General features: G+C 71.9%; 22 protein-coding genes and 1 tRNA gene. 5 read left to right on the top strand and 18 right to left on the bottom strand.

Translation table 11 applies throughout. The annotated features are described in order from the left end of the window. Positions 1–59: 59 nt before the first annotated feature. Together ASD10_RS09210 and ASD10_RS09205 are read left to right on the top strand one after the other, a co-directional pair. Entirely contained in the window at positions 60–1,700 is a 1,641-nt protein-coding gene (locus ASD10_RS09210) for a PucR family transcriptional regulator (protein ID WP_082556117.1), read from the top strand. A gap of 51 nt (positions 1,701–1,751) precedes the next feature. Further along, positions 1,752–1,982, top strand: a complete 231-nt coding sequence (locus ASD10_RS09205) for a hypothetical protein (protein ID WP_157432520.1) — start codon at positions 1,752–1,754, stop codon at positions 1,980–1,982. A 48-nt stretch (positions 1,983–2,030) separates the two neighbouring features. Here ASD10_RS09205 and ASD10_RS09200 read toward each other — a convergent pair whose 3' ends face one another. From ASD10_RS09200 to ASD10_RS09135, 14 genes are all read right to left on the bottom strand, one after another. Next, positions 2,031–2,576: a hypothetical protein gene (locus ASD10_RS09200; protein WP_056607547.1), complete on the bottom strand. Its 546-nt coding sequence runs from the start codon at positions 2,574–2,576 to the stop codon at positions 2,031–2,033. 37 nt (positions 2,577–2,613) lie between these two features. Continuing rightward, positions 2,614–3,144 (bottom strand): hypothetical protein, encoded by a 531-nt coding sequence (locus ASD10_RS09195; RefSeq protein ID WP_056607545.1) that lies wholly within the window; start codon positions 3,142–3,144, stop codon positions 2,614–2,616. Further along, on the bottom strand, positions 3,144–3,524 hold the full coding sequence (locus ASD10_RS09190) for a hypothetical protein (protein ID WP_056607543.1): 381 nt from the start codon (positions 3,522–3,524) through the stop codon (positions 3,144–3,146). Before ASD10_RS09190 ends, ASD10_RS09195 begins: the two co-directional genes overlap by 1 nt. 19 nt (positions 3,525–3,543) lie before the next feature. After that, complete coding sequence (locus ASD10_RS09185) at positions 3,544–4,185, bottom strand: hypothetical protein (protein ID WP_056607541.1); 642 nt, start codon at positions 4,183–4,185, stop codon at positions 3,544–3,546. A gap of 122 nt (positions 4,186–4,307) precedes the next feature. After that, positions 4,308–4,625: a hypothetical protein gene (locus tag ASD10_RS09180; protein WP_157432519.1), complete on the bottom strand. Its 318-nt coding sequence runs from the start codon at positions 4,623–4,625 to the stop codon at positions 4,308–4,310. 144 nt (positions 4,626–4,769) lie between these two features. Next, positions 4,770–4,842 (bottom strand) — tRNA-Asn (locus ASD10_RS09175). Between the two features lie 8 nt (positions 4,843–4,850). After that, entirely contained in the window at positions 4,851–5,438 is a 588-nt protein-coding gene (locus tag ASD10_RS09170; RefSeq protein ID WP_056607537.1) for a sigma-70 family RNA polymerase sigma factor, read from the bottom strand. A 76-nt stretch (positions 5,439–5,514) separates the two neighbouring features. Beyond that, positions 5,515–7,431, bottom strand: coding sequence for a DNA primase (gene dnaG / locus ASD10_RS09165; protein ID WP_056610069.1), 1,917 nt, complete (start codon positions 7,429–7,431; stop codon positions 5,515–5,517). 29 nt (positions 7,432–7,460) lie between these two features. Further along, positions 7,461–8,690, bottom strand: coding sequence for a deoxyguanosinetriphosphate triphosphohydrolase (locus ASD10_RS09160; protein ID WP_056607535.1), 1,230 nt, complete (start codon positions 8,688–8,690; stop codon positions 7,461–7,463). Further along, positions 8,687–9,157 (bottom strand): N-acetyltransferase, encoded by a 471-nt coding sequence (locus ASD10_RS09155; protein ID WP_082556116.1) that lies wholly within the window; start codon positions 9,155–9,157, stop codon positions 8,687–8,689. The genes ASD10_RS09160 and ASD10_RS09155 overlap by 4 nt, the downstream gene beginning before the upstream one ends. Before the next feature lie 19 nt (positions 9,158–9,176). Next, entirely contained in the window at positions 9,177–10,028 is an 852-nt protein-coding gene (mutM, locus tag ASD10_RS09150) for a bifunctional DNA-formamidopyrimidine glycosylase/DNA-(apurinic or apyrimidinic site) lyase (protein ID WP_056607531.1), read from the bottom strand. A 2-nt stretch (positions 10,029–10,030) separates the two neighbouring features. Continuing rightward, entirely contained in the window at positions 10,031–10,828 is a 798-nt protein-coding gene (rnc, locus tag ASD10_RS09145; protein ID WP_369797557.1) for a ribonuclease III, read from the bottom strand. Continuing rightward, positions 10,744–10,929, bottom strand: a complete 186-nt coding sequence (gene rpmF, locus ASD10_RS19335) for a 50S ribosomal protein L32 (RefSeq protein WP_056607529.1) — start codon at positions 10,927–10,929, stop codon at positions 10,744–10,746. Before rpmF ends, rnc begins: the two co-directional genes overlap by 85 nt. 3 nt (positions 10,930–10,932) lie before the next feature. Further along, positions 10,933–11,523, bottom strand: coding sequence for a DUF177 domain-containing protein (locus ASD10_RS09135; RefSeq protein ID WP_369797556.1), 591 nt, complete (start codon positions 11,521–11,523; stop codon positions 10,933–10,935). A 133-nt stretch (positions 11,524–11,656) separates the two neighbouring features. Between ASD10_RS09135 and dinB the strand changes: the two genes are divergently transcribed. Beyond that, positions 11,657–12,856 carry a DNA polymerase IV gene (gene dinB / locus ASD10_RS09130; RefSeq protein WP_056607527.1) on the top strand — a complete coding sequence of 400 codons (1,200 nt, stop codon included), beginning with the start codon at positions 11,657–11,659 and terminating at the stop codon, positions 12,854–12,856. 4 nt (positions 12,857–12,860) lie between these two features. On the opposite strand, the gene coaD is transcribed toward dinB, so the two are convergent. The 4 genes from coaD to ASD10_RS09110 are packed head-to-tail and all read right to left on the bottom strand — an operon-like array spanning position 12,861 to position 17,635. Continuing rightward, positions 12,861–13,334 (bottom strand): pantetheine-phosphate adenylyltransferase, encoded by a 474-nt coding sequence (coaD, locus tag ASD10_RS09125; RefSeq protein WP_056607525.1) that lies wholly within the window; start codon positions 13,332–13,334, stop codon positions 12,861–12,863. Then, positions 13,331–13,897, bottom strand: a complete 567-nt coding sequence (gene rsmD / locus ASD10_RS09120; protein WP_056607523.1) for a 16S rRNA (guanine(966)-N(2))-methyltransferase RsmD — start codon at positions 13,895–13,897, stop codon at positions 13,331–13,333. Before rsmD ends, coaD begins: the two co-directional genes overlap by 4 nt. Positions 13,898–13,907: 10 nt before the next feature. Continuing rightward, the gene (gene recG, locus ASD10_RS09115) at positions 13,908–16,049 is read right to left on the bottom strand and encodes an ATP-dependent DNA helicase RecG (protein ID WP_056607521.1); all 2,142 of its coding nucleotides are present in this window, start codon (positions 16,047–16,049) and stop codon (positions 13,908–13,910) included. After that, positions 16,049–17,635, bottom strand: coding sequence for a DAK2 domain-containing protein (locus ASD10_RS09110; RefSeq protein WP_056607519.1), 1,587 nt, complete (start codon positions 17,633–17,635; stop codon positions 16,049–16,051). The genes recG and ASD10_RS09110 overlap by 1 nt, the downstream gene beginning before the upstream one ends. A 171-nt stretch (positions 17,636–17,806) precedes the next feature. On the opposite strand from ASD10_RS09110, the gene rpmB reads away from it, so the two are divergent. Further along, entirely contained in the window at positions 17,807–17,992 is a 186-nt protein-coding gene (gene rpmB / locus ASD10_RS09105; protein WP_056607517.1) for a 50S ribosomal protein L28, read from the top strand. A gap of 60 nt (positions 17,993–18,052) precedes the next feature. Then, positions 18,053–19,477, top strand: coding sequence for an amidase (locus ASD10_RS09100; RefSeq protein WP_235501795.1), 1,425 nt, complete (start codon positions 18,053–18,055; stop codon positions 19,475–19,477). Positions 19,478–19,479: the final 2 nt, after the last annotated feature.

Genomic DNA, 19,479 nt, shown 5'->3' with positions numbered 1-19,479 from the left:
AGCGTCTCGATCCGCGTCGAAAGCATGACAGGGTGTAAACCCGCGGGTACCGTCGAGCCGTGCCTCTGACTCTGCGCTCGATCCTCGACCTGGACGTCGTCGCCGACGGCGATCCGTTGGTGCTGGCCGGCGGCGACGCGCTCGACCGCATCGTCCGATGGGTCCACGTCACGGAGGTGGACGACGTCGCGAGCGTCCTGGGCGGCAGCGAGGTCGTGCTGACCACCGGGCTCCCGCTCGTGGGGCCGACCGCCGACCCGGCACGGTTCCTCGAGCAGCTGTCGGCGGCGGGCGCGTGCGGGCTCGTCGTCGAGCTCGCCGACCTCGCGGCCACGCTCCCCCAGGACGTCGTCGACGAGGCGGAGCGGCAGCAGGTGCCCTTGGTCGTCCTGCGGCGACCGGTGCGGTTCGTCTCGATCACCGAGGCGGTCCACCGACTCATCGTCGGCGAGCAGTACCAGGGCCTGGCCTTCGCGCAGCGCACCCACGAGGTGTTCACCGCCCTGAGCCTCGACATCGCCGACGCCCAGACGATCGTCTCGGCGGCGGCCGACCTGATCGACCTGCCGGTCGTGCTGGAGGACCTGACCCACCGGGTGCTGGCGCTCGCGCCGCAGCGGCGTCCGCAGAAGTCGCTGCTGCTCGACTGGGACGAGCGGTCGCGACGCAGCCCCACCCGCGACGAGCCCGGGCCGTGGGGCGCCGACCGCTGGGTGACGTGTCGCGTGGGTGTCCGCGGTGCACCCTGGGGACGTCTGGTCATCCCCGAGGCGGTGGACGATCCCACCCGCGAAGCCCTCGTGTTGCAGCGCGCGGCGCAGGCGCTGCAGATCTCGCGCCTGGTCGAGCGCGACACCGAGAGCCTGCAGTTCCGGGCCCAGGAGTCGCTGCTCCTCGACCTCACCGAGGGTCGCCTGCAGGACGAGGACGACGGCGTCGCCCAGGCCCGCGCCCTCGGCATGCCCGCCGCTGCGCTGTACCTGCCCGTCGCCGTGATGTTCGAGTCGGCGCCGACGACCGCCTCCGACAAGATCTCGGGGCAGCGACGCACCAGGGCCCACCTCGACACCGTGTCACGTGCGCTGCGCGAGGCACGCGTCGACGGGTTCGCCGGCGGGTTCACGCCGGGCGGGGTCGGCGTCATCGTCGCCTTGGGCCGCACCACGCCCGAGGACGCGACGCTGACCCGCCTCGCGGCGGCGCTCGACCGGCTCGCTCCGGGACGTCCGGGATCGCGCGGGCCCGTCGTGGGGGTCGGCCGGCCCGCGCCGCAGCTGCTGGTAGCCGCCTCGCGCATGCGCACGACGGTCAACATCGCGCAGGCGGCCCGCGCCATGCCGGTCTCCGACCTGGGCTACTTCCGATCGACCGACGTCCGGATCAGGGGGCTCGTCGCGCAGCTGCAGGACGACGAACGGCTGCTGGCGTTCGCGGAGTCAGAGCTCGGCCCGCTGCTGTCGCTCGCGCCCGCCCCGCAGCACGAGCTGCTCGACCTGTTGCGGGCCTACGTCGGGCTGCGCGGCAACAAGACCGCTCTCGCCCACGACGTCGGCATCAGCCGGCAGGCCCTCTACGGACGCTTGCGCAAGCTCGAGTCGATGCTCATGGTCGACCTCGACGACTCCGACTCGTTCATCTCGCTGAGCCTCGCGCTGCTGGTGCACGACTACAGGAGCACTCTTCCGACTCCCCCGCGCTGACGCCGTCCAGGTGTCACACTGGCCACTCCACCACCCGGCGAGAGGCGCACCATGAGACGCGTTGCGGCCGCCGTGGGTGTCCTCGCCGTGCTGGCCGCCGCGATCGTCGGGATGGCCGACGAGAACCGCGACACCGACCGCGACGGTGCGCCGTCCGTCGGCACCGGGTCCGCGGCGGCCCGGACCGATCCGGCGACCGACCTCGAGCAGTCCATCGAGCGGGCCCGAGAGCGTCAGGCCCGCGTCGACGGGCTGGCCGACCGGCTCGACTCCTCACCGTAGAGGGAGCGACCGCGACGTGCTCGACGCTCCCGTCGCCCTCGGCCGCGCTCACCTGCGCGTCGACAACGAGACGGACCGCGCCGCGCACGCCGCCGCGAGCGCCGTCCGCAGGCGCTCGACCTCGGACGGGAGGAGCGCGAACAGCGACGGCAGCCGACGTTCCACGTCCCAGACGTTGGCGGACGTGGCCGAGACGTTCGGGAAGTCGGTGGCGTCCGCGAAGACGTCCACCATCACCCGCAGGAGTCCGTCGCCGGGATCGAGCCGCACCGCGTCGACGTCCGACCAGAGGATCCTGCCCAGCACCTCGTCGCCGCGTCGCACCGCGAGGCTCGAGTCGGACACCGCGATCGACCGCCCGGCCACGATCCCCACCCACCACACGACCCGGACGACGGTGACCACGACCGCAGCCGACACGGCGACGAGGACGGCGGTCGACTCCGCCACGACGATCGAGAGGAGCACGCCGGACACGGCGGACGAGACCAGCACCGCGGGCAGGGTCGCCAGCACCGTGACGGCCGTCCGCCGGGGTGCCCAGATCGTCTCGAGCCCCTCGGCGCCCGGCTCGGTCGCGTCGTGGTCGTCCATGGCCGAAGCCTAGGGGTTCGTCCCGCGTCCGTCCGGCCTAGAAGGTGACGTCGAACTCGTGGCCGAGCTCGGCCCGGAGCCGGGCGACGAGCTGCGTGCCGACCTGATCGGACGGACTGCCCACCTCGGTGGCCAGCGCCCAGGACACCAGGTCGTCCCGGAGCTGGTCGCTGAGGGTCGGGAAGTCCTCCGGACCGGTGCCACCCTCGACGTCCCACAGGGGCCAGTCGCTGTAATCGGCGTAGATCTGGATGGGGATGGTGCCCGGGTAGGGGCTCAGGCGCACGACGTGAGCACGCCCGTCGAGCTGGCGGCGGAACTCGTTCTCGAGGCGTCGGGCCTCGGCGACGAACCACCACCGGGTGTCCTCGCGCCAGGTGCCCGCCCGCACCGAGTCCTCCGGCGTGAAGTTCTCCAGCAGATGGTCCTGCCACGCCGCGAGGTCGTCGAGCAGTCGCCGCGAGACCCGCGGAAGGGCGGCTGCCCCGTCGTCATCGGTGACGAGGAAGCGTTCGACGAGGTTGTTCCACCGCACCCTGATCAGCACCTCGTCCCGCGTCGTGCTCATCACGTCCTCCGGTTCCGCGCGCCGTCCGGCGACACCCTCACGGCCACCATGAACAGCGCGGTCACCCCGAGGATGACGACCAACGGCGGGAGGAAGAGCGGCGTCACGTCGATGTCGCCGGCGTTGGGCGCCGGGTCGAACCGGGCGTACGCCATCAGCGCCGACACGACGACGGAGGCGAGCAGCGGGACGCGGGCCCACCCCGCCCGCGGCAGCGCGATCAGGGCGAGGACGGCCGCCACGATGCCGCTGCCGCCCACGAGGTTGTCGTACGTGTCGTGGCCGTACCGGGACGACAGGTCCCACCCGACGATCCACGCGACGGTCCCGGCCAGCACCATGCCGACGCACGCCGCCACGGTCTGTCCCCTGCGCGTCACGGCTCCGTCACGCCGATCATCACGACGACGGCGGCCACGAAGGCTCTGGAAACCCGCTGGTCCATGCGGCAACCGTAGCCTCGGAGGCGCGACCGTGGTGGGCTACCAGGTCCAGTCGTCCTCGGGCGTGCCGTACGGGACGATCTCGGCAGACCCCGTCGGTGGCCTGGAGCTGCGCCATGGCGACGGCCGATCCACCCACGGAGAAGTTGTTCACCTCGTCGACGTCCCAGCAGACCATCCACGCGCGGTCGTGCGGCCAGATCATCTGGGGCAGCTCGATCGCTCCCGGCTCGAGGTCGAGTGACGTCGGATCGAGGGCGTCCTCGACGGTGCCGGTCAGGAGCGCGAACTCGCGGGCGGGGATCTCGAAGTGGGCGGCGCGCGGAAGTGAGTGGCCGAAGCCGACCCAGATGGCGACGTTCAGGGCGTCGGGGGTGGACGTGTGGTCGCCGAGGATCGCCAGCACCGCGGCGAGGATCCGCTTGTCGTCGGCCGGGTGGTGGGAGTACCCGTGCGCGGTCACGTCGTCACGGTGCAGTGCCACTCGCGCGTACGTCTCGAAGACCGGGGGGCCGTAGGTGCCGACGACGTACCACGGCCCCTCGGCCGAGACGATCCAGTCGGCCTCGGAGGCGTCGCGCGTCGGCAGGAGACTCATCCCGCCACGGTAGTGACACGGGCGCCGGTCCGGGGTCACGGTCGCCGACGTCGTCGCGACGGACGCACTCCCGCACGCGCCGAGTCGGTGCGCGCCTCCGAGCGGCCCGAGCTCGCGGGGGCCTAGCCGCCGTACTTCAACCCGTAGGAGAACCAGAACGAGATCGCTCCCAGGGCAGCCATCGCGGAGGAGGTGACGCGCCACGCGTACGAGCTGCGGGCGAGCAGACCGGCGGCGAGCGGCAGACCGATGCCGACCGTCAACCCGTACACGAGATAGGCGTGGCGCTCGTCGGCAGGAGCTGGTGGCCGGGCCGCGGAGAAGTCGACGCCATCGGCGGTGACGATCAGGGCCGACAGCGGCCAGACGGCGACCCACACCACGAGCAGGACGTTGGCCAGCAGACGAGAACCGTGGGACGCACTGGCGGGTTCCGTCACGGGGACCTCCCTCGGTCGACGTCACGAGGATAGTCGCGGGGACTCGCCGCGTCCTCGGTTCGCGGCTGCCGGGCAGCCGCGCCGGCCACGTGCCTGCGCCAAACAGCGAAACCCCCGCCGGAGCGGGGGTTTCAGCGGGTCCTGCTCCCCCACTTGGACTCGAACCAAGAACCCTCCGATTAACAGTCGAATGCTCTGCCAATTGAGCTATGGGGGATCGGCGCCTCACGGATGAGGAGCACGGTGGACAACATTAGCAAGCCCCATGCGCAGTTGTCGCATCGCCTTGCCCTCGATCGTCCGGACCTGCGAGATCGTCAGTCCCAGCCGCTCCCCCACGGCCTCGCGCGACAGTGGATCCTCCCCGGAACCCCCGCCGGCGAAGCGCAGGCGGAGCACCTCGGCACCGTCGTGGGGCAGGTCCCGGAGCAGGTCGTCGAGCCCGTCGGCGTCACGGGTCACGTCGTCGTCGACTGCTGGCTCGAGGTCGTCGAGAGGCACCTCGGGACGGTGCCGGCGCACCATCTCGGCGCCGATCCACCGCCACGCGAACGTCGAGAGCCGGACGCCGCGCTCGGGGTCGAACCGGTCGACGGCACGGATCAGGCCCACCGCGCCCGACTGCACCGCGTCGCTGAGGTCGTCGCCGCGGATGCCGAGCGAGCACGCCCTCAGCGCGACGGATCGCAGACCGGACGTGATCAGGTCGTGCCGCGCCCGCTCGTCGCCGTCGCGGGCCCGCCGCGCCAGCGCGAGCTCGTCCTCGGCGGCAAGCGGTGCAGCAGACATGAGCGCGCGGACGAAGCGATCCATGCCGCCAGCCTGCTGTCGGGGCGAGGGCTCGCGCAGCCGTCCTCCCGACGCCTGTGCACTCCCCCGGCACCCGCGGTCAGCTGGGGACGTCGCCGCTGAGCAGACGGTCGCGCAGCTGGCGCAGCTGCTGCTCGAGGCCGATGAGCTCGCCGAACATCCGGTTGTAGTCGTCGGCCTGATCGATCGGGTTGGTGCGCTGCAGCCTCGACTTGGTCTCACCGATGCGGCGCCCCAGCGTCAGCATCTGCAGGCGCAGGATCACGGACGTCACGACGGCCCCCGTGTTGCCGTCGCGGGCGCGCATGGGCTCGACCGCAGCGATCGACAGGATGCGCTTGGCGTCGTCGTCGGCGATCGAGTCGGCCAGCCGGGGCAGCCAGTTGGCGTCGGGCGAGGTGGGCCACGTCATCGCCTCGACGTGCTTCCAGATGACCTTCGAGATGGGGTGCGTGAAGTCGTCGTCGTCGAGGTCGGCGGCGTGCACCGCGACCAGGTGCGGGTGCTGCACGATCGCCTTCAGCGCCTCGCGCTCGTCGGCGAACTGCGGCTGCCCGAAGTTCACCGCGGGCGACGGCAGGGACGGCGCCGGGGCCTCCTGCGTCGTGGTGCCGGCCTGCGCGCCGTGCGCCGGGGGCCCGTCCTTGGCCTGCTTGGCCGCGATCGCGACACGCCGCCGGTGCTCGCCGCGCACCTGGTCGACGTCGGTGCCGACGCGGCCTGCGATCTCGCGCAGCAGCTCGTCGACCTTGGAGCGGTCGCGGATCGCCGAGGCGAGGCCGACCGCCTCGCGCACCGCGTCGACCCGCTGGTCGCCCCGGTCGAGGTCGTACTTGCCCAGCATGTTGTCGAGCACGAACCGGTAGAGCGGGATGCGGGACGCCACGAGGTCGCGCACCGCGGCGTCGCCGTCGGCCAGGCGCAGGTCGCACGGGTCCATGCCGCGCGGCTCGACGGCCACGTACGTCTGCGCGACGAACTGCTGGTCGCCGTTGAACGTCTTGATCGCGGCCCGCTGGCCGGCCTCGTCGCCGTCGAACGTGAAGATGACCTCGCCGTGGAACGCCTGGTCGTCGAGCATCAGGCGGCGCATGACGCGCGCGTGGTCCTCGCCGAACGCCGTGCCGCACGTCGCGACCGCGGTCTTGACGCCGGCCTCGTGGCACGCCATGACGTCGGTGTACCCCTCGACGACGACGGCCTGCCCCGACGACGAGATCGACCGCCGCGCGAGGTCGAGCCCGTAGAGCACCTGGCTCTTCTTGTAGATGGGGGTCTCGGACGTGTTGAGGTACTTGGCCTCGACCCGGTCGTCGTCGAACATGCGGCGCGCGCCGAAGCCGATGATCTCGCCCGTCATCTCGCGGATCGGCCACAGCAGCCGTCCGCGGAACCGGTCGTAGAGCCCGCGGCTGCCGCGCGAGGCGAGCCCGCCGACGACCAGCTCGTCGTCGGTGAAGCCCTTGCCCTTCAGGTGCGCGACGAGCTGCTCGCCCCCGCGCGGCGCGAAGCCCATGCCGAACGTCTCGGCGGCGGCCTGGTCGAAGCCGCGGTCCTTGACGAACTGACGTCCGGCCTGGGCGTCGGGCGACGACTGCAACGTGGTGGCGTAGAAGGCGCCGGCCTCGCGGTGCGCGGCGAGCAGGCGCGGACGCTGGTGGGGGTCGCGGCGCGGCCCAGGCGTACCGCCGTCCTCGTACCGCAGGGTGATGCCGCCCTTGGCGGCGAGCCGCTCGACGGTCTCGACGAAGCTGAGCCCCTCGATCTCCATCACGAACTTGAAGACGTCGCCGCCGGCCCCGCAGCCGAAGCAGTGGTACGACCCGACCGAGGGCCGCACGTTGAACGACGGCGACTTCTCGTCGTGGAACGGGCACAGGCCCTTGCGCGACCCGCCGCCGGCGTTCTTGAGCGTCACGTACTGCTCGACGACCTCGTCGATGCGGGTGCGTTCGCGGACGAGCTGGATGTCCTCGTCCTTGATGCGCCCGGCCATGAGGTGATCGTAGTCCGGCGCACCGACCGTCAAGCCAGCAGTCGAGCCGCCCAGACCCTGGCCGACACGTCGGTGAGGCTCGCGACCTGGTCGATGACGACGCGGCGACGCCCGGCGTCGTCGACCGCGGCGGCGAAGTCGGCGGCGAACTCCGCCTCGAGCTCACGTCCGTCGGAATCGGCGAGCACGTCGACGAGGGCCAGCAGCAGCTCGCGCTGACGTCCGAGGAGGCCGGCGCGGTCGTCGGCGAGCATGACGTAGTGCGCCGCGATCGACTTGAGCACCGTGATCTCGTCGATGGTGTCCAGGGGCACCTCGAGGTCGGCCTCGAACCGGGTGAGGGGCCCCCTGCCCCACGCCTCGACGGTCGCGCGCTCGGCTGCGTTGGCGAACCGTCCGATCAGCGCGCTCGTGAGGCTCTTCAGCACCGCCCGCTCCGCCCGGCTGCCGTCGAAGGACGTCGTGGGCCACTCCCGCATGCGCTGCAGGCGGCCGAGGGCGGCATCGAGCCGGTCGTCGTGGGCGGTCGGGTCGTACCAGTCGCGGGCGACGTCGTGGATCGAGGCGATGTCGATCTCGCCGTCGCGCAGGCCGAACCACCCCCCGACCACACCGTCCTCGACGTCGTGGACCGAGTACGCGATGTCGTCCGCGAGGTCCATGACCTGCGCCTCGACGGGCCGGCGCAACGCCGGTGCACCGTCGCGGAGCCAGGCGAAGACCGGCATGTCGTCGGCGTAGACGCCGAACTTGCCCGACCCGTCCGGCGCGTCGCCCCTCGCCCACGGGTACTTGACGCACGCCGAGAGCGTCGCCCGCGTCAGGTTCAGCCCGACGCTGCGACCGTCCGGCGCGAACGTCTTGGACTCGAGGCGGCTGAGGATCCTCAACGTCTGGGCGTTGCCCTCGAAGCCGCCGCAGGCCTGCGCCGCCTCGTCCAGCGCCACCTCGCCGTTGTGGCCGAACGGCGGGTGCCCCAGGTCGTGCGCCAGCGCGGCGGAGTCGACGACGTCGGGATCGCAGCCGAGCGCCTTGCCGAGCTCGCGCGCCACCTGGGCCACCTCGAGCGAGTGCGTCAGGCGGTTGCGGACGAAGTCGTCGGAGCCGGGACCCATCACCTGCGTCTTGGCCGACAGCCGCCGCAGCGCCGCCGAGTGGACGATGCGTCCCCGGTCGCGCTCGAACGGTGTGCGTCCGGGACGCTTGGGCGGCTCGTCGACGAACCGCTCCGACGCCTCGGCGCCGTAGCGGTCGGTCATCGGATCTGCTTGGCCATGGTGATGTCGGTGGTCTCGAAACCCGACGACTCGTACAGGCCGATCGCGGTCTCGTTGTGGCCGAACACGTGCAGACGGAGGGTCGCGACGCTGTGGTCGGCACACCAGGCCTCGGCCGCCTCCAGCAGCGCTCGACCGAGCCCCTCGCCGCGGCGTCCCTCCACGATCTCGATGTCGTAGACGAACGACTCGGGCGGCACCGCCGCGGGATCGGTGAACAGCCACAGGAACCCGACCTCGTCGCCGTCCACCAGCGCGACGAACAGGTCGTGCCCCGCCGTGGCCACGCCGTGCGGCAGCAGCTGGGCGTTCTCGCGGGCGGACCGTTCGAGCGCGCCCTCCTCGGGCCAGCTGCCGGCGTCGATCTTGTCCTGGGCGAAGCTCGCGACCAGGTGCTCGTTCCAGAGGACGAACCGCTCGGCGCTCATCCGTTCCAGCGTCAGGGTCATGCGCGGAAGGCTACCGGGGTCAGAAGCGGCCGTTGCGGGGGCGGGGCTGGCACACGGGGCACCAGAACGACGACCGGTTCATGAAGGCGTCGCGGCGGATCGGCGTGCCGCAGCGCTCGCACGGCCGTCCCTCCTGCCCGTACGCCTTCAGCGACCGGTCGAAGTAGCCGCTGTTGCCGTTGACGTTGACGTACAGGGCGTCGAACGACGTGCCGCCCTGCGCCAGCGCCTCGGTCATGACCTCGCCGATGTGGCCCAGCAGCGCCTCGATCTCGCGGGTGCGCAGGTGCCGGGTGTTGCGGGCGTAGTGCAGAGGCGTGCGCCACAGCGACTCGTCGGCGTAGATGTTGCCGACGCCCGAGATGAGGGTCTGGTCGAGGATCGCCCGCTTGACGCCGGTCTGGCGCCGGCGGATGCGCGCGGCGAACTCCGCCGGGTCGAACAGCGGGTCGAGCGGGTCGCGGGCGATGTGGGTGATCTCGGGCGGCAGCTCGGCGCCGTCCTCGCTGAACGCCATGCCGCCGAAGATGCGCTGGTCGACGAATCGCAGCTCGTTCTCGTCGTCGAGCGTCAGCGTGATGCGCAGGTGACGGGGCGGCGGCGCGTCCGGCGCCGAGACGAGGAACTGTCCGCTCATGCCCAGGTGGCACAGCACGGCGTCACCCTCGTCGAGCTGCATCCACAGGTACTTGCCGCGTCGGGCGGCGCCCACGACCGTCCGCCCCTCGAGGCGGTGGACGAAGTCGGCCGGGCCCGCGAGATGACGCCGCAGCGAGCGGACGTCGTGGACCGTCACACCGGTGATGCGGCGGCCGACGACGTGGTCGACGAGGCCCAGACGGACGACCTCGACCTCGGGGAGCTCGGGCACCGTCAGGCGCTGGGGGTCTCGAGGCCGGCGCTGATGCGACGCCAGGCGATCTCGGCGACCATCTGCTCGGCCTCCTTCTTGGAGCGGCCGTGCCCGCCGTCGTAGGTGCGGTCACCGACGACGACCTCGGCGGTGAAGCTCTTGTCGTGGTCGGGGCCGGTGCCGACCAGGACGTAGTGCGGCACGCCCAGGCCGTTGTTGGCCGAGATCTCCTGCAGCGACGTCTTCCAGTCCAGGCCCGCGCCGAGCTCGGCGGCGACGGCGATCACGGGGTCGAAGACCCGGTGCACGACCTCGGCGGCCCGCTCGATGCCGAACTGCACGTAGATCGCGCCGAGCAGTGCCTCGACGGTGTCGGACAGGATCGAGGCCTTGTCGCGACCGCCGGTCGACTCCTCGCCGCGGCCGAGGCGCACGTGCTCGCCGACGCCCAGGGTGCGCGCGACCTCGGCGAGCGCCTTGGCGCTGACGACCGCGGCCCGCAGCTTGGCGAGCTGGCCCTCGGGCAGGTCGGGGTGGTTCGTGAACAGCGTGTCGGTCACGACCAGCCCGAGCACCGAGTCGCCCAGGAACTCGAGGCGCTCGTTGTTCGGCACCCCGCCGTTCTCGTAGGCGAAGGAACGATGGGTCAGGGCATGCTGGAGGAGCTGCGGATCGAGGTCCTGGACTCCCAGGACCTCCCGCAGCTCCCCAGCTTCTGCCGGTGTCTCAGGGATCAGAGGACCTGGCGGCGCTCGCCGCGAGCTCCGTACTGACCGCACTTGGTGCACGCGTGGTGCGGCTGCACCTTGGAGTCGCACGCGGGGTTGGCGCAGTCGACGATCGCCGTCGCGGTGGTCTTCCACTGCGAACGACGGTGACGCGTGTTGCTGCGCGACATCTTCCTCTTCGGAACGGCCACGATCTACTCCTTGCTGTCGTCGGACGAGGTGTCCGACTCTGACTGGTCGGCTGACGGGACCGGTTGCTCCGCCAGCTGGCTCAACGACGCCCATCTCGGGTCGATCGCCTCACCGTGTGTGTGCCCTGGGTCATCCGCGAGTCGCGCCCCACACTCGGGGCACAGTCCCGGACAGTCCGGAGCACACAACGGGTTCTGCGGCAGTGCGAGCACCACCGCGTCCCGCAGAACGGGCTCGAGGTCGAGCAGCTCGTCCTCGAGGACATGATCCTCCTCGTCCGCCTCCTCCTGGCTGGAGGGTGCGTCGTAGAGGTACAGCTCCTGGAATCCCACCACGACAGCCTCGTCGATCGGGTCCAGGCATCGCACGCACTCGCCCACGGCGCGTGCCGAGAAGGTTCCTGTTGCCAAGATCCCCTCCATGATCGCCTCGAGCCGGAGCTCGAGCTCGATCGTGGAGCCCTCGGGCACGGCGTAGACGTCGTAACCCATCTCTGCCGGCGCCTCGACGGACCTCGTGAAGGTGCGTTCGGCACCGGGCTTGCGACCCATCTCGTGGGTGTCGAAGACCAGCGGTCCGATATGCACGTTCACTCATCCATCCAAGAGCACGACGAAAGATCAACCTGCGAACAGGCCGAAGAGAATCGTAACCCGCCGGGCGGTGCCGAGGCCAATCGCCCCGCGGTTCGGCGCGCGTGTCGGTGGCGGGTGCGACAGTGGTGTCATGACCGACGGAGCACTGTCCGAAGGGACCGTGCTGCACGCCGACCTCGACGCCTTCTACGCCTCGGTCGAGCAGCGCGACGACCCGACGCTGCGCGGACGTCCGGTCATCGTGGGCGGCGGCGTCGTCCTGGCGGCCAGCTACGAGGCGAAGGCCCGCGGCGTCCGCACCGCCATGGGCGGACGCCAGGCCCTGCAGGTGTGTCCCGACGCCGTCGTCGTCCCCGCCCGGTTCGCGGCCTACACCGAGGCCAGCCGGGCGGTCTTCGAGGTCTTCCACGACACGACCCCGATCGTCGAGGGCATCTCGATCGACGAGGCGTTCCTCGAGGTCGGCGGCCTGCGGCGCATCCGGGGCCTGCCGTCGACGATCGCGGCGCAGCTGCGCGTCGACGTCCGCGAGCGGGTCGGGCTGCCGATCTCGGTCGGCGTGGCGCGCACCAAGTACCTCGCCAAGGTCGCGTCGGCGGTCTCCAAGCCCGAGGGCCTGCTGGTCGTCCCCGTCGACCGCGAGCTCGAGTTCCTGCACGCCCTGCCGGTCGAGCGGCTCTGGGGTGTCGGCAAGGTCACGTCGGGCAAGCTCCGCGACGCGCGCATCACGACGGTCGGCGACGTCGCCGAGATGTTCGAGAGCGAGCTCGTGGCACTGCTGGGCCCGGGTGCCGGACGTCATCTGCACGCCCTGGCCCACAACCGCGACCCCCGCCCCGTGCAGACCGGGACGCGCCGTGGCTCCATGGGAGCCCAGCACGCCCTGGGTCGGGGCGAGCACTCCCCCGCCGAGCTCGACCTGATGCTGCTGAGCCTGGTCGACCGGGTCACGCGCCGCATGCGGTCGGCCGGTCGCACGGGCAGCACCGTGACGATCCGCCTGCGCTTCGGCGACTTCACCCGCTCGACGTCGTCCCACACGCTGTCGCGCCCCACGGCCCACACCGTCACGGTGCTCGACGTCGCGCGCACCCTGCTGGCGTCCCGCGCGGGCGTCATCAAGGAGAAGGGCATCACCCTGATCGGCGTCTCGCTGGGCTCGCTCGACGACCAGCCGGCGCAGCTGGCGCTGCCGCTCGACGTCACCAGCGGGGCCGAGCTCGACGACGTCATCGACGCCGTGCGCAACAAGTTCGGCGGTGCCGCGGTGCGCCGTGCCGTCCAGCTCGGCTCGTCCGACCCGACCGCGGCCCCCCACCTGCCCGACTGACGGCCTAGGCGTACTTCCTGGTCAGCTCGTCGTTGACGAACCCGGGAATCAGGGCCGAGACGTCGCCGCCGTGCTTCGCGACCTCCTTGACCAGGCTCGACGCGAGGAACGAGTACTCGGGCGACGTCGGGATGAAGACCGTGTCGACCTCGGTCAGGCTGCCGTTCATCTGCGCCATCTGCAGCTCGTAGTCGAAGTCGGTGACGGCGCGCAGGCCCTTGACGATCGCGTCGACCTCGTGAGTCGTGCAGAAGTCGACGAGCAGCCCCGTGAACGAGTCGGTCGTGACGTTCGGCAGGTGCGCCGTCGCGCGGTCGAGCAGGTCGAGCCGCTCGGGGATCGTGAAGAGACCCTGCTTGTTCTGGTTGACCAGCACCGCGACCACGACCTCGTCGAAGAGGCGCGCGGACCTCTCGATGATGTCGAGGTGACCGTTGGTCACGGGATCGAACGAGCCGGGGCACACGACCTTCGTCATGGCAGCGACGGTACCGCAGGGCGTCCGAGCCACAGCGTGGTCTCGCCGTACTTCCGGCTGCGCAGCGCCTCGACGCCCTCGGGCCACCTGAACGGGTCGCGGGTCGCGCGCTCCACCACGAACAGCGCCTCGGAGGCGCTGTACTCGGCGAGGGACCTGATCAGCCCCGTCACGACGTCGGTCGCCATCGCGTAGGGCGGATCGACGAACACCAGGTCGAACCGCGGGTCGTGCGGATGCACGAGGAAGGCGCTGGCGGTGGTCTTGACGACCTCGGCCCGATCGAGGCCGAGCTCACGGACGTTGGCCCGCACGACGGCGGCGGCCCGTCCGTCGGACTCGACGAACGTCGCGTGATCGGCCCCGCGCGACAGCGCCTCGAGACCCAGTGCCCCGGAGCCCGCGAAGAGGTCGAGGACGCGGAGGTCGGCGAAGCCGCCCAGCTCGGACTCCAGCGACGAGAACATCGCCTCGCGCACCCGGTCGGACGTCGGCCGGGTGCCGTCGCCCTTGGGCGTCTGGATGCGCCGGCCCCCGAGGGCTCCGGCGATGATGCGGGTCATGGGCGCTCCGTCACGTGCGGTCGAGGTAGTCGGCCTGCTCGGAGTGCTCGAGGTCGTGCACGGCGGCAGCCAGGGTGGGGTGCTGGGAGAGGGCGGGGTCGGCGGCGACCAGCGCATCGGCGGCCGATCGGGCGTCGTCGATGACGTCGCCGTCCCTGACGACCGACAGCAGCCGCAGGCTCGACCGGACGCCCGACTGGGCGGCACCCAGCACGTCGCCCTCGCGCCGCAGCTCGACGTCGAGCCGCGACAGCTCGAACCCGTCGGTCGTCGACGCGACGGCGTCGAGGCGCTCGCGGGCCGGTGAGTCGACCTCGCTGGACGTCACGAGCAGGCACAGCCCGGCCTCGGACCCACGCCCGACGCGTCCCCGCAGCTGGTGCAGCTGCGACATGCCGAAGCGGTCGGCGTCCATGATGACCATCGCGGTGGCGTTGGGGACGTCGACGCCGACCTCGACGACGGTCGTCGCGACGAGCACCTGCAGGTCGCCGGCCGCGAAGGCCGCCATCGTGGCGTCCTTCTCGTCGGACGTCATGCGCCCGTGCAGCGCGCCGACCCGCAGGCCGTGCAGCCGACCGCCGACGAGCTCCTCGTGCAGCTCGACCAGCGAGTGCGTCTCGGACGTGCCGTCGTCGTCGGGCCCCCCGATGCGGGACACCACGACGTACGCCTGACGCCCCTTGGCGACCTCCTCGCGCACCCGCTCCCACCCCCGCTCGAGCCAGGCCGGACGTTCGAGCGCCGGCACGACCGTCGTCTGGATGGGCTGGCGCCCGGCCGGCAGCTCGCGCAGGGTCGAGACCTCGAGGTCTCCGAACACCGTCATCGCGATCGTGCGCGGGATCGGCGTGGCCGTCATGACCAGCACGTGGGGCTTGACCTCGGCCCGGTCGACGAGGGCCGCCCGCTGCTCGACGCCGAAGCGGTGCTGCTCGTCGACGACCAGCAGGCCCAGCTCGGCGAACTGCACGTGGTCCTGGATCAGGGCGTGCGTGCCGATCACGATGCCTGCCTCGCCCGACGCCGCGTCGAGCAGCGCGGCGTTGCGGGCCTTGGCGCCCATCGAGCCGGTCAGCAGCCGGACGCGCGTCGCGACGTCGGCGCCGCCCAGCATGCCCCCCTTGGCCAGGTCGCCGAGCATCGCGGTGATGCCGCGGTAGTGCTGCGAGGCCAGCACCTCGGTGGGGGCCAGCAGCGCGGTCTGGGCTCCGGCGTCGACGACCTGCAGCATCGACATCAGCGCCACGATGGTCTTGCCGGAGCCGACCTCGCCCTGCAGCAGGCGGTGCATGGGGCGGGTGCGCGACAGGTCGGTCGAGATCTCGTCGACGACGTGGCGCTGACCGTCGGTCAGCGTGAACGGCAGCTGCTGCTCGAACCGGTCGCGCAGCTCGTTCGCGACGGGTGGGCGGGCCGAGGCGCGCTCGAGCTCGAGGGCGTGCCGGCGCTGCGCGAACACCGTCTGGACGACGAACGCCTCCTCGAACTTCAGGCGCTTCTGCGCCGTGACGGCCTGGCCCATGCCGTGCGGGCGGTGGACGGCCTCGAGCGCGGTCCGCAGGTCGCCGAAGCCCCGGGCCGCGCGGACGTCGGCCGGCAGCGGGTCGTCGAGGGGGTCGAGCGCGTCGAGGCACAGGCCGATGAAGCTCTCGAGCTTCCACGTCGGCACCGACCCCGTGGCCTTGTAGATCGGCAGGACGCCGCGCGACAGGCGCGACGACGCCGTGTCGCCCTCGGCGTCGAACAGGTCGTAGTCGGGGTGGGTCAGCTGCAGGCGACCGTTGAACGCGCCGACCTCGCCCGAGAACAGGCACATCTTCCCGGGCAGCATCTTCTCGGCGAGCCACCGCTGCTGGAAGAACGTCAGCGAGAGCCGGGCACCGGTGTCGTCGGTGACGACGACCTCGGTGCGGGTGCGCCGGCCGCCCGGCCCGAACGAGTAGTTCTTCGCCTCGACGACCGTCGCGAGCACCGTCGCGTGCTGGCCGACCTGCAGGCTCGCGAGGTTGCTGGCCCTGCCGAGCTCGACGTAGCGGCGCGGGTAGTGCCGCAGCAGGTCGCCGACGACGTGCATGTCGAAGTGCTTGGCCAGCGGCTTGGCGGTCTTGTCGCCCAGCACGTTGACGATCCTGGTGGCGAGGTCGGCCATCACTCGACCGCGATGAACAGCGGGTAGTTCTCCTGGCCGCCGTCGTAGACCACGACGTCGACGTCGGGGCGCACGGCCCGCAGGTGGGCGGCGATCGCGTCGCCGTGCCCCGGGTCGGCCCCCTCGCCCAGCACGACCGTGACCATCTCGCCGGCCGGCGACAGGATGCGGTCGATGATCTCGAGCGCGACCGTCAGCACGTCGTCGCCGATCACGGCGAAGTCGCCCGTGATGGCGCCCAGCACGTCGCCCGGGCCGACCGGCCCGACCATCGTCATGCCCGGCTCGGTGGCCAGCGTGACGGCGCCGTGCTGCGTGTGCGCCGCGGCGCTCGACATCGCGACGACCACCTCGTCGAAGCCCAGGCCGGGGTCGTGGACCGCGAGCGCGGCCAGGCCCTGCACCTGCGCGTGCGTCGGGATGACGGCGACCCGGACGCCGTCCTGCCGGGCGGCCTGCGCGGCGGCGACGAACTGGCGGATGTAGCGGTTGTTGTTCGGCAGCACGATGATCTCGCCGGCGTCGACGTCCTGCAGCGACGCGCTCATCTCGGCGACCGTCAGCGGACGCTCGCGGGTGAACTCGAGCGTCTGCGCACCGGACTCGTGGCACAGCTCGGTCAGCCCGGCACCCGTCGTGGCGGCGATGATGACGCGACCCTGGCGCGGGCCCTTGGCCATCTGGTCGGCGAAGTGCGTGACGGCGATGCGGTACGGACGCCCGGCCGCGATGCCCGCCTCGATCGCGGCGCCGACGTCGTCGACGTGCACGTGCACGTTCCAGAGCCGCTCGCCGCCGACCACGACGAGCGAGTCGCCCAGACCCATCAGGGCCGAGCGCAGGGCGGGGATCTGGTCGTCGTCGGCCTCGAGGAGGTACATCACCTCGTACGACGGGCCGTCGGCGCTGAGGTCGTCGCCCGTCACCGCGGCGGGCTGGGGGACGTGCGCCAGCACCTGCTCGGGCACCCGGCCCGTGAGCGCCTGCTCGGTCGCGTCGAGCACGACGACCAGCGCCCGTCCACCGGCGTCGACGACCCCGGCGCGACGCAGCAGGTCCATCTGCTCGGGGGTGCGGGCCAGCGCCTCGCGGGCCGCACGGGCGGCCTTGGCGAAGACCGTGCGGCCGTCGACCCCCGCCTCGGCGGCCTCGGTCGCACCGACGGCGGCGGCCTGGGCGACCGACAGGATCGTGCCCTCGACCGGGGCGCCCACCGCGGCCCAGGCGGCGTCGGACGCGGCCACGAAGGCCTGCGCGACGTCGGCGGCACTGACCTCGCGGTCGATCGACAGGTCGCGGAAGCACGCCCGCACGAGCTGCGACAGGATCACGCCGGTGTTGCCCTTGGCGCCCGTCAGCAGGCCGTCGACGTACGCCTTGACGAGCTGGTCGAAGCCCGCGTCGACGGGCTGCGACTCCGCGGCGTCGGCGCCCGACATGAACGTCAGGTAGGCGTTGGTGCCGGTGTCGCTGTCGGGCACCGGGAAGACGTTCAGGGCGTCGATCTCGGAGCGGGCCGACGCCAGCGCCGCGGCGCACAGCTGCGTCCACGCACGGAAAGCCGCGGCGTTGAGGGTGAGGCCCATGGGGCGAGGCTATCGGTCGCCGCCGTCACCGTGACGGACCAGACGGCCTGATTCGCGTCGACGTCGGGTCGTCGGCTATTCTTGAGCGGTTGTCTACGGGCCGGTCGGTCGGTGGGCGCCCCTTTCGTTCGAGCACCGTCTCGAGAAGTCTCAAGCTTTCAGGAGTTCGCCATGGCTGCGGTCTGTGATGTGTGTGCCAAGGGACCTGGTTTCGGCCACAACGTCTCCCACTCGCACCGACGCACGAAGCGTCGTTTCGATCCCAACATCCAGCGCGTGCGCGCCGTCGTCAACGGCACCCCGCAGCGGGTCAACGTCTGCACGTCGTGCCTCAAGGCCGGCAAGGTCTCGCGCTAGTCATCACCGCCCACGTCCTGCTCTGGTCACCAGACGGGATATGACTTTAGAGTCACTCTCGTGAGCAACGAGATGACCACCCGCGTCCACGCCTTCTGCGACGACGCCATCGGCGACCTCGACTCCGTCGGGGTCGCCGCTGCCGTTGCCGCGGGGACGATCAGCGCCCGCGAGGCCACCGAGGCCGTCATCGCCCGGGCCGAGGCCCTCGAGCCCGTCCTGAACGCGATCCAGACGCCCGACTTCGACCGCGCGCTCGCCGCCACCGACCGGCCCGCGACGGGCGTGCTCGCCGGCGTCCCCTCGTTCGTCAAGGACAACACCCGTGTCGCCGGGCTGCCCACCGACCAGGGGTCGCTGGCCGTGCGCTCGCGACCCGCGACGTCCGACGACCCGTTCACCGAGCAGCTCCGGTCGACCGGGCTCGGCGTCCTCGGCAAGACCGCGATGCCAGAGTTCGGCTGGAACGCGTCGGCCGAGTGGGCGACGCTGCCCCCGACCCGCAACCCGTGGCACACCGACCACTCCGCCGGCGGGTCGTCGGGCGGGTCGGCCGCCCTCGTCGCGTCCGGGGTCGTGACGATCGCCCACGCCAACGACGGCGGTGGCTCGATCCGCATCCCCGCCGCCGCCTGCGGGCTGGTCGGCCTCAAGCCGACCCGGGGTCGCGTCGTCCCGGCCGCCGAGTCGGCGAGCCTGCCGGTCGACGTGGTCTCCAACGGCGTCGTGACGCGGACGGTCCGCGACACGGCGTACTTCCTGGCCGGCACGCAGCGGTTCAGGCCGGCCGCGGGCATGAAGCCCCTCGACCTGGTCGAGGGCCCGTCGACCCGACGGCTGCGCCTCGGGCTCGTGCTCGACTCGGTGACCGGCGCTCCCACCGACGACGACTGCCGCGCCGCGACCCTCGCGGCCGTCGACCGGCTCACGGCCCTGGGCCACGACGTCGTCGAGGTGCCGATCCCCGGCGACGCCGTGCGGTTCATGCACGCGTTCAAGCACTACTGGGCCCTGCTGGCCTTCAGCACCCACCACTTCGGCAAGCAGGCGATGCACAGCCCCGACTTCGACAAGCGGCTGACGGACCCCTTGACCCGCGGGCTGGCACGCCGCTTCGTGCGCAACGCCTGGCGCACGCCGGGCGCGCTGCGCACGCTCAAGCAGTCCGAGCAGCTGTACCGGGACGCGTTCGCCGACGTCGACCTCATCGTGTCGCCCACGCTCGGCTACGTCACCCCACGGCTCGGCCACCTGAACCCGTCCGTCGAGTTCGAGGTGCTGTTCGACCGGCTCGTGCAGTACGCGGCCTTCACCCCGCTCAACAACGCCTCGGGCGGGCCCGCGATCTCGCTGCCCCTCGCCCGGACGTCCGACGGTCGCCCCGTCGGCGTGCACTTCTCGGCGCTCCACGGCGACGAGCAGACGCTGCTCGAGCTCGCGTACGAGCTCGAGGCCGACCGGCCGTTCGCGCGCATCCAGGACTGAGG

The sequence above is a fragment of the Aeromicrobium sp. Root472D3 genome (assembly GCF_001426485.1).
Taxonomy (GTDB): Bacteria; Actinomycetota; Actinomycetes; order Propionibacteriales; family Nocardioidaceae; genus Aeromicrobium.
This window is presented reverse-complemented; position numbering and strand designations above follow the sequence as displayed.

What these genes read in the sequence shown, in the direction of transcription:
- rpmB (WP_056607517.1), top strand. Translation starts at nt 17,807, where the DNA reads ATGGCTGCGGTCTGTGATGTGTGTGCCAAGGGACCTGGTTTCGGCCAC.
- ASD10_RS09160 (WP_056607535.1), bottom strand. Translation starts at nt 8,690, where the DNA reads ATGACCGACCGCTACGGCGCCGAGGCGTCGGAGCGGTTCGTCGACGAG.
- ASD10_RS09170 (WP_056607537.1), bottom strand. Translation starts at nt 5,438, where the DNA reads ATGGATCGCTTCGTCCGCGCGCTCATGTCTGCTGCACCGCTTGCCGCC.
- dnaG (WP_056610069.1), bottom strand. Translation starts at nt 7,431, where the DNA reads ATGGCCGGGCGCATCAAGGACGAGGACATCCAGCTCGTCCGCGAACGC.
- dinB (WP_056607527.1), top strand. Translation starts at nt 11,657, where the DNA reads ATGACCGACGGAGCACTGTCCGAAGGGACCGTGCTGCACGCCGACCTC.
- rsmD (WP_056607523.1), bottom strand. Translation starts at nt 13,897, where the DNA reads ATGACCCGCATCATCGCCGGAGCCCTCGGGGGCCGGCGCATCCAGACG.
- ASD10_RS09195 (WP_056607545.1), bottom strand. Translation starts at nt 3,144, where the DNA reads ATGAGCACGACGCGGGACGAGGTGCTGATCAGGGTGCGGTGGAACAAC.
- ASD10_RS09110 (WP_056607519.1), bottom strand. Translation starts at nt 17,635, where the DNA reads ATGGGCCTCACCCTCAACGCCGCGGCTTTCCGTGCGTGGACGCAGCTG.
- ASD10_RS09185 (WP_056607541.1), bottom strand. Translation starts at nt 4,185, where the DNA reads ATGAGTCTCCTGCCGACGCGCGACGCCTCCGAGGCCGACTGGATCGTC.
- coaD (WP_056607525.1), bottom strand. Translation starts at nt 13,334, where the DNA reads ATGACGAAGGTCGTGTGCCCCGGCTCGTTCGATCCCGTGACCAACGGT.
- recG (WP_056607521.1), bottom strand. Translation starts at nt 16,049, where the DNA reads ATGGCCGACCTCGCCACCAGGATCGTCAACGTGCTGGGCGACAAGACC.
- ASD10_RS09205 (WP_157432520.1), top strand. Translation starts at nt 1,752, where the DNA reads ATGAGACGCGTTGCGGCCGCCGTGGGTGTCCTCGCCGTGCTGGCCGCC.
- ASD10_RS09200 (WP_056607547.1), bottom strand. Translation starts at nt 2,576, where the DNA reads ATGGACGACCACGACGCGACCGAGCCGGGCGCCGAGGGGCTCGAGACG.
- ASD10_RS09155 (WP_082556116.1), bottom strand. Translation starts at nt 9,157, where the DNA reads ATGACCCTGACGCTGGAACGGATGAGCGCCGAGCGGTTCGTCCTCTGG.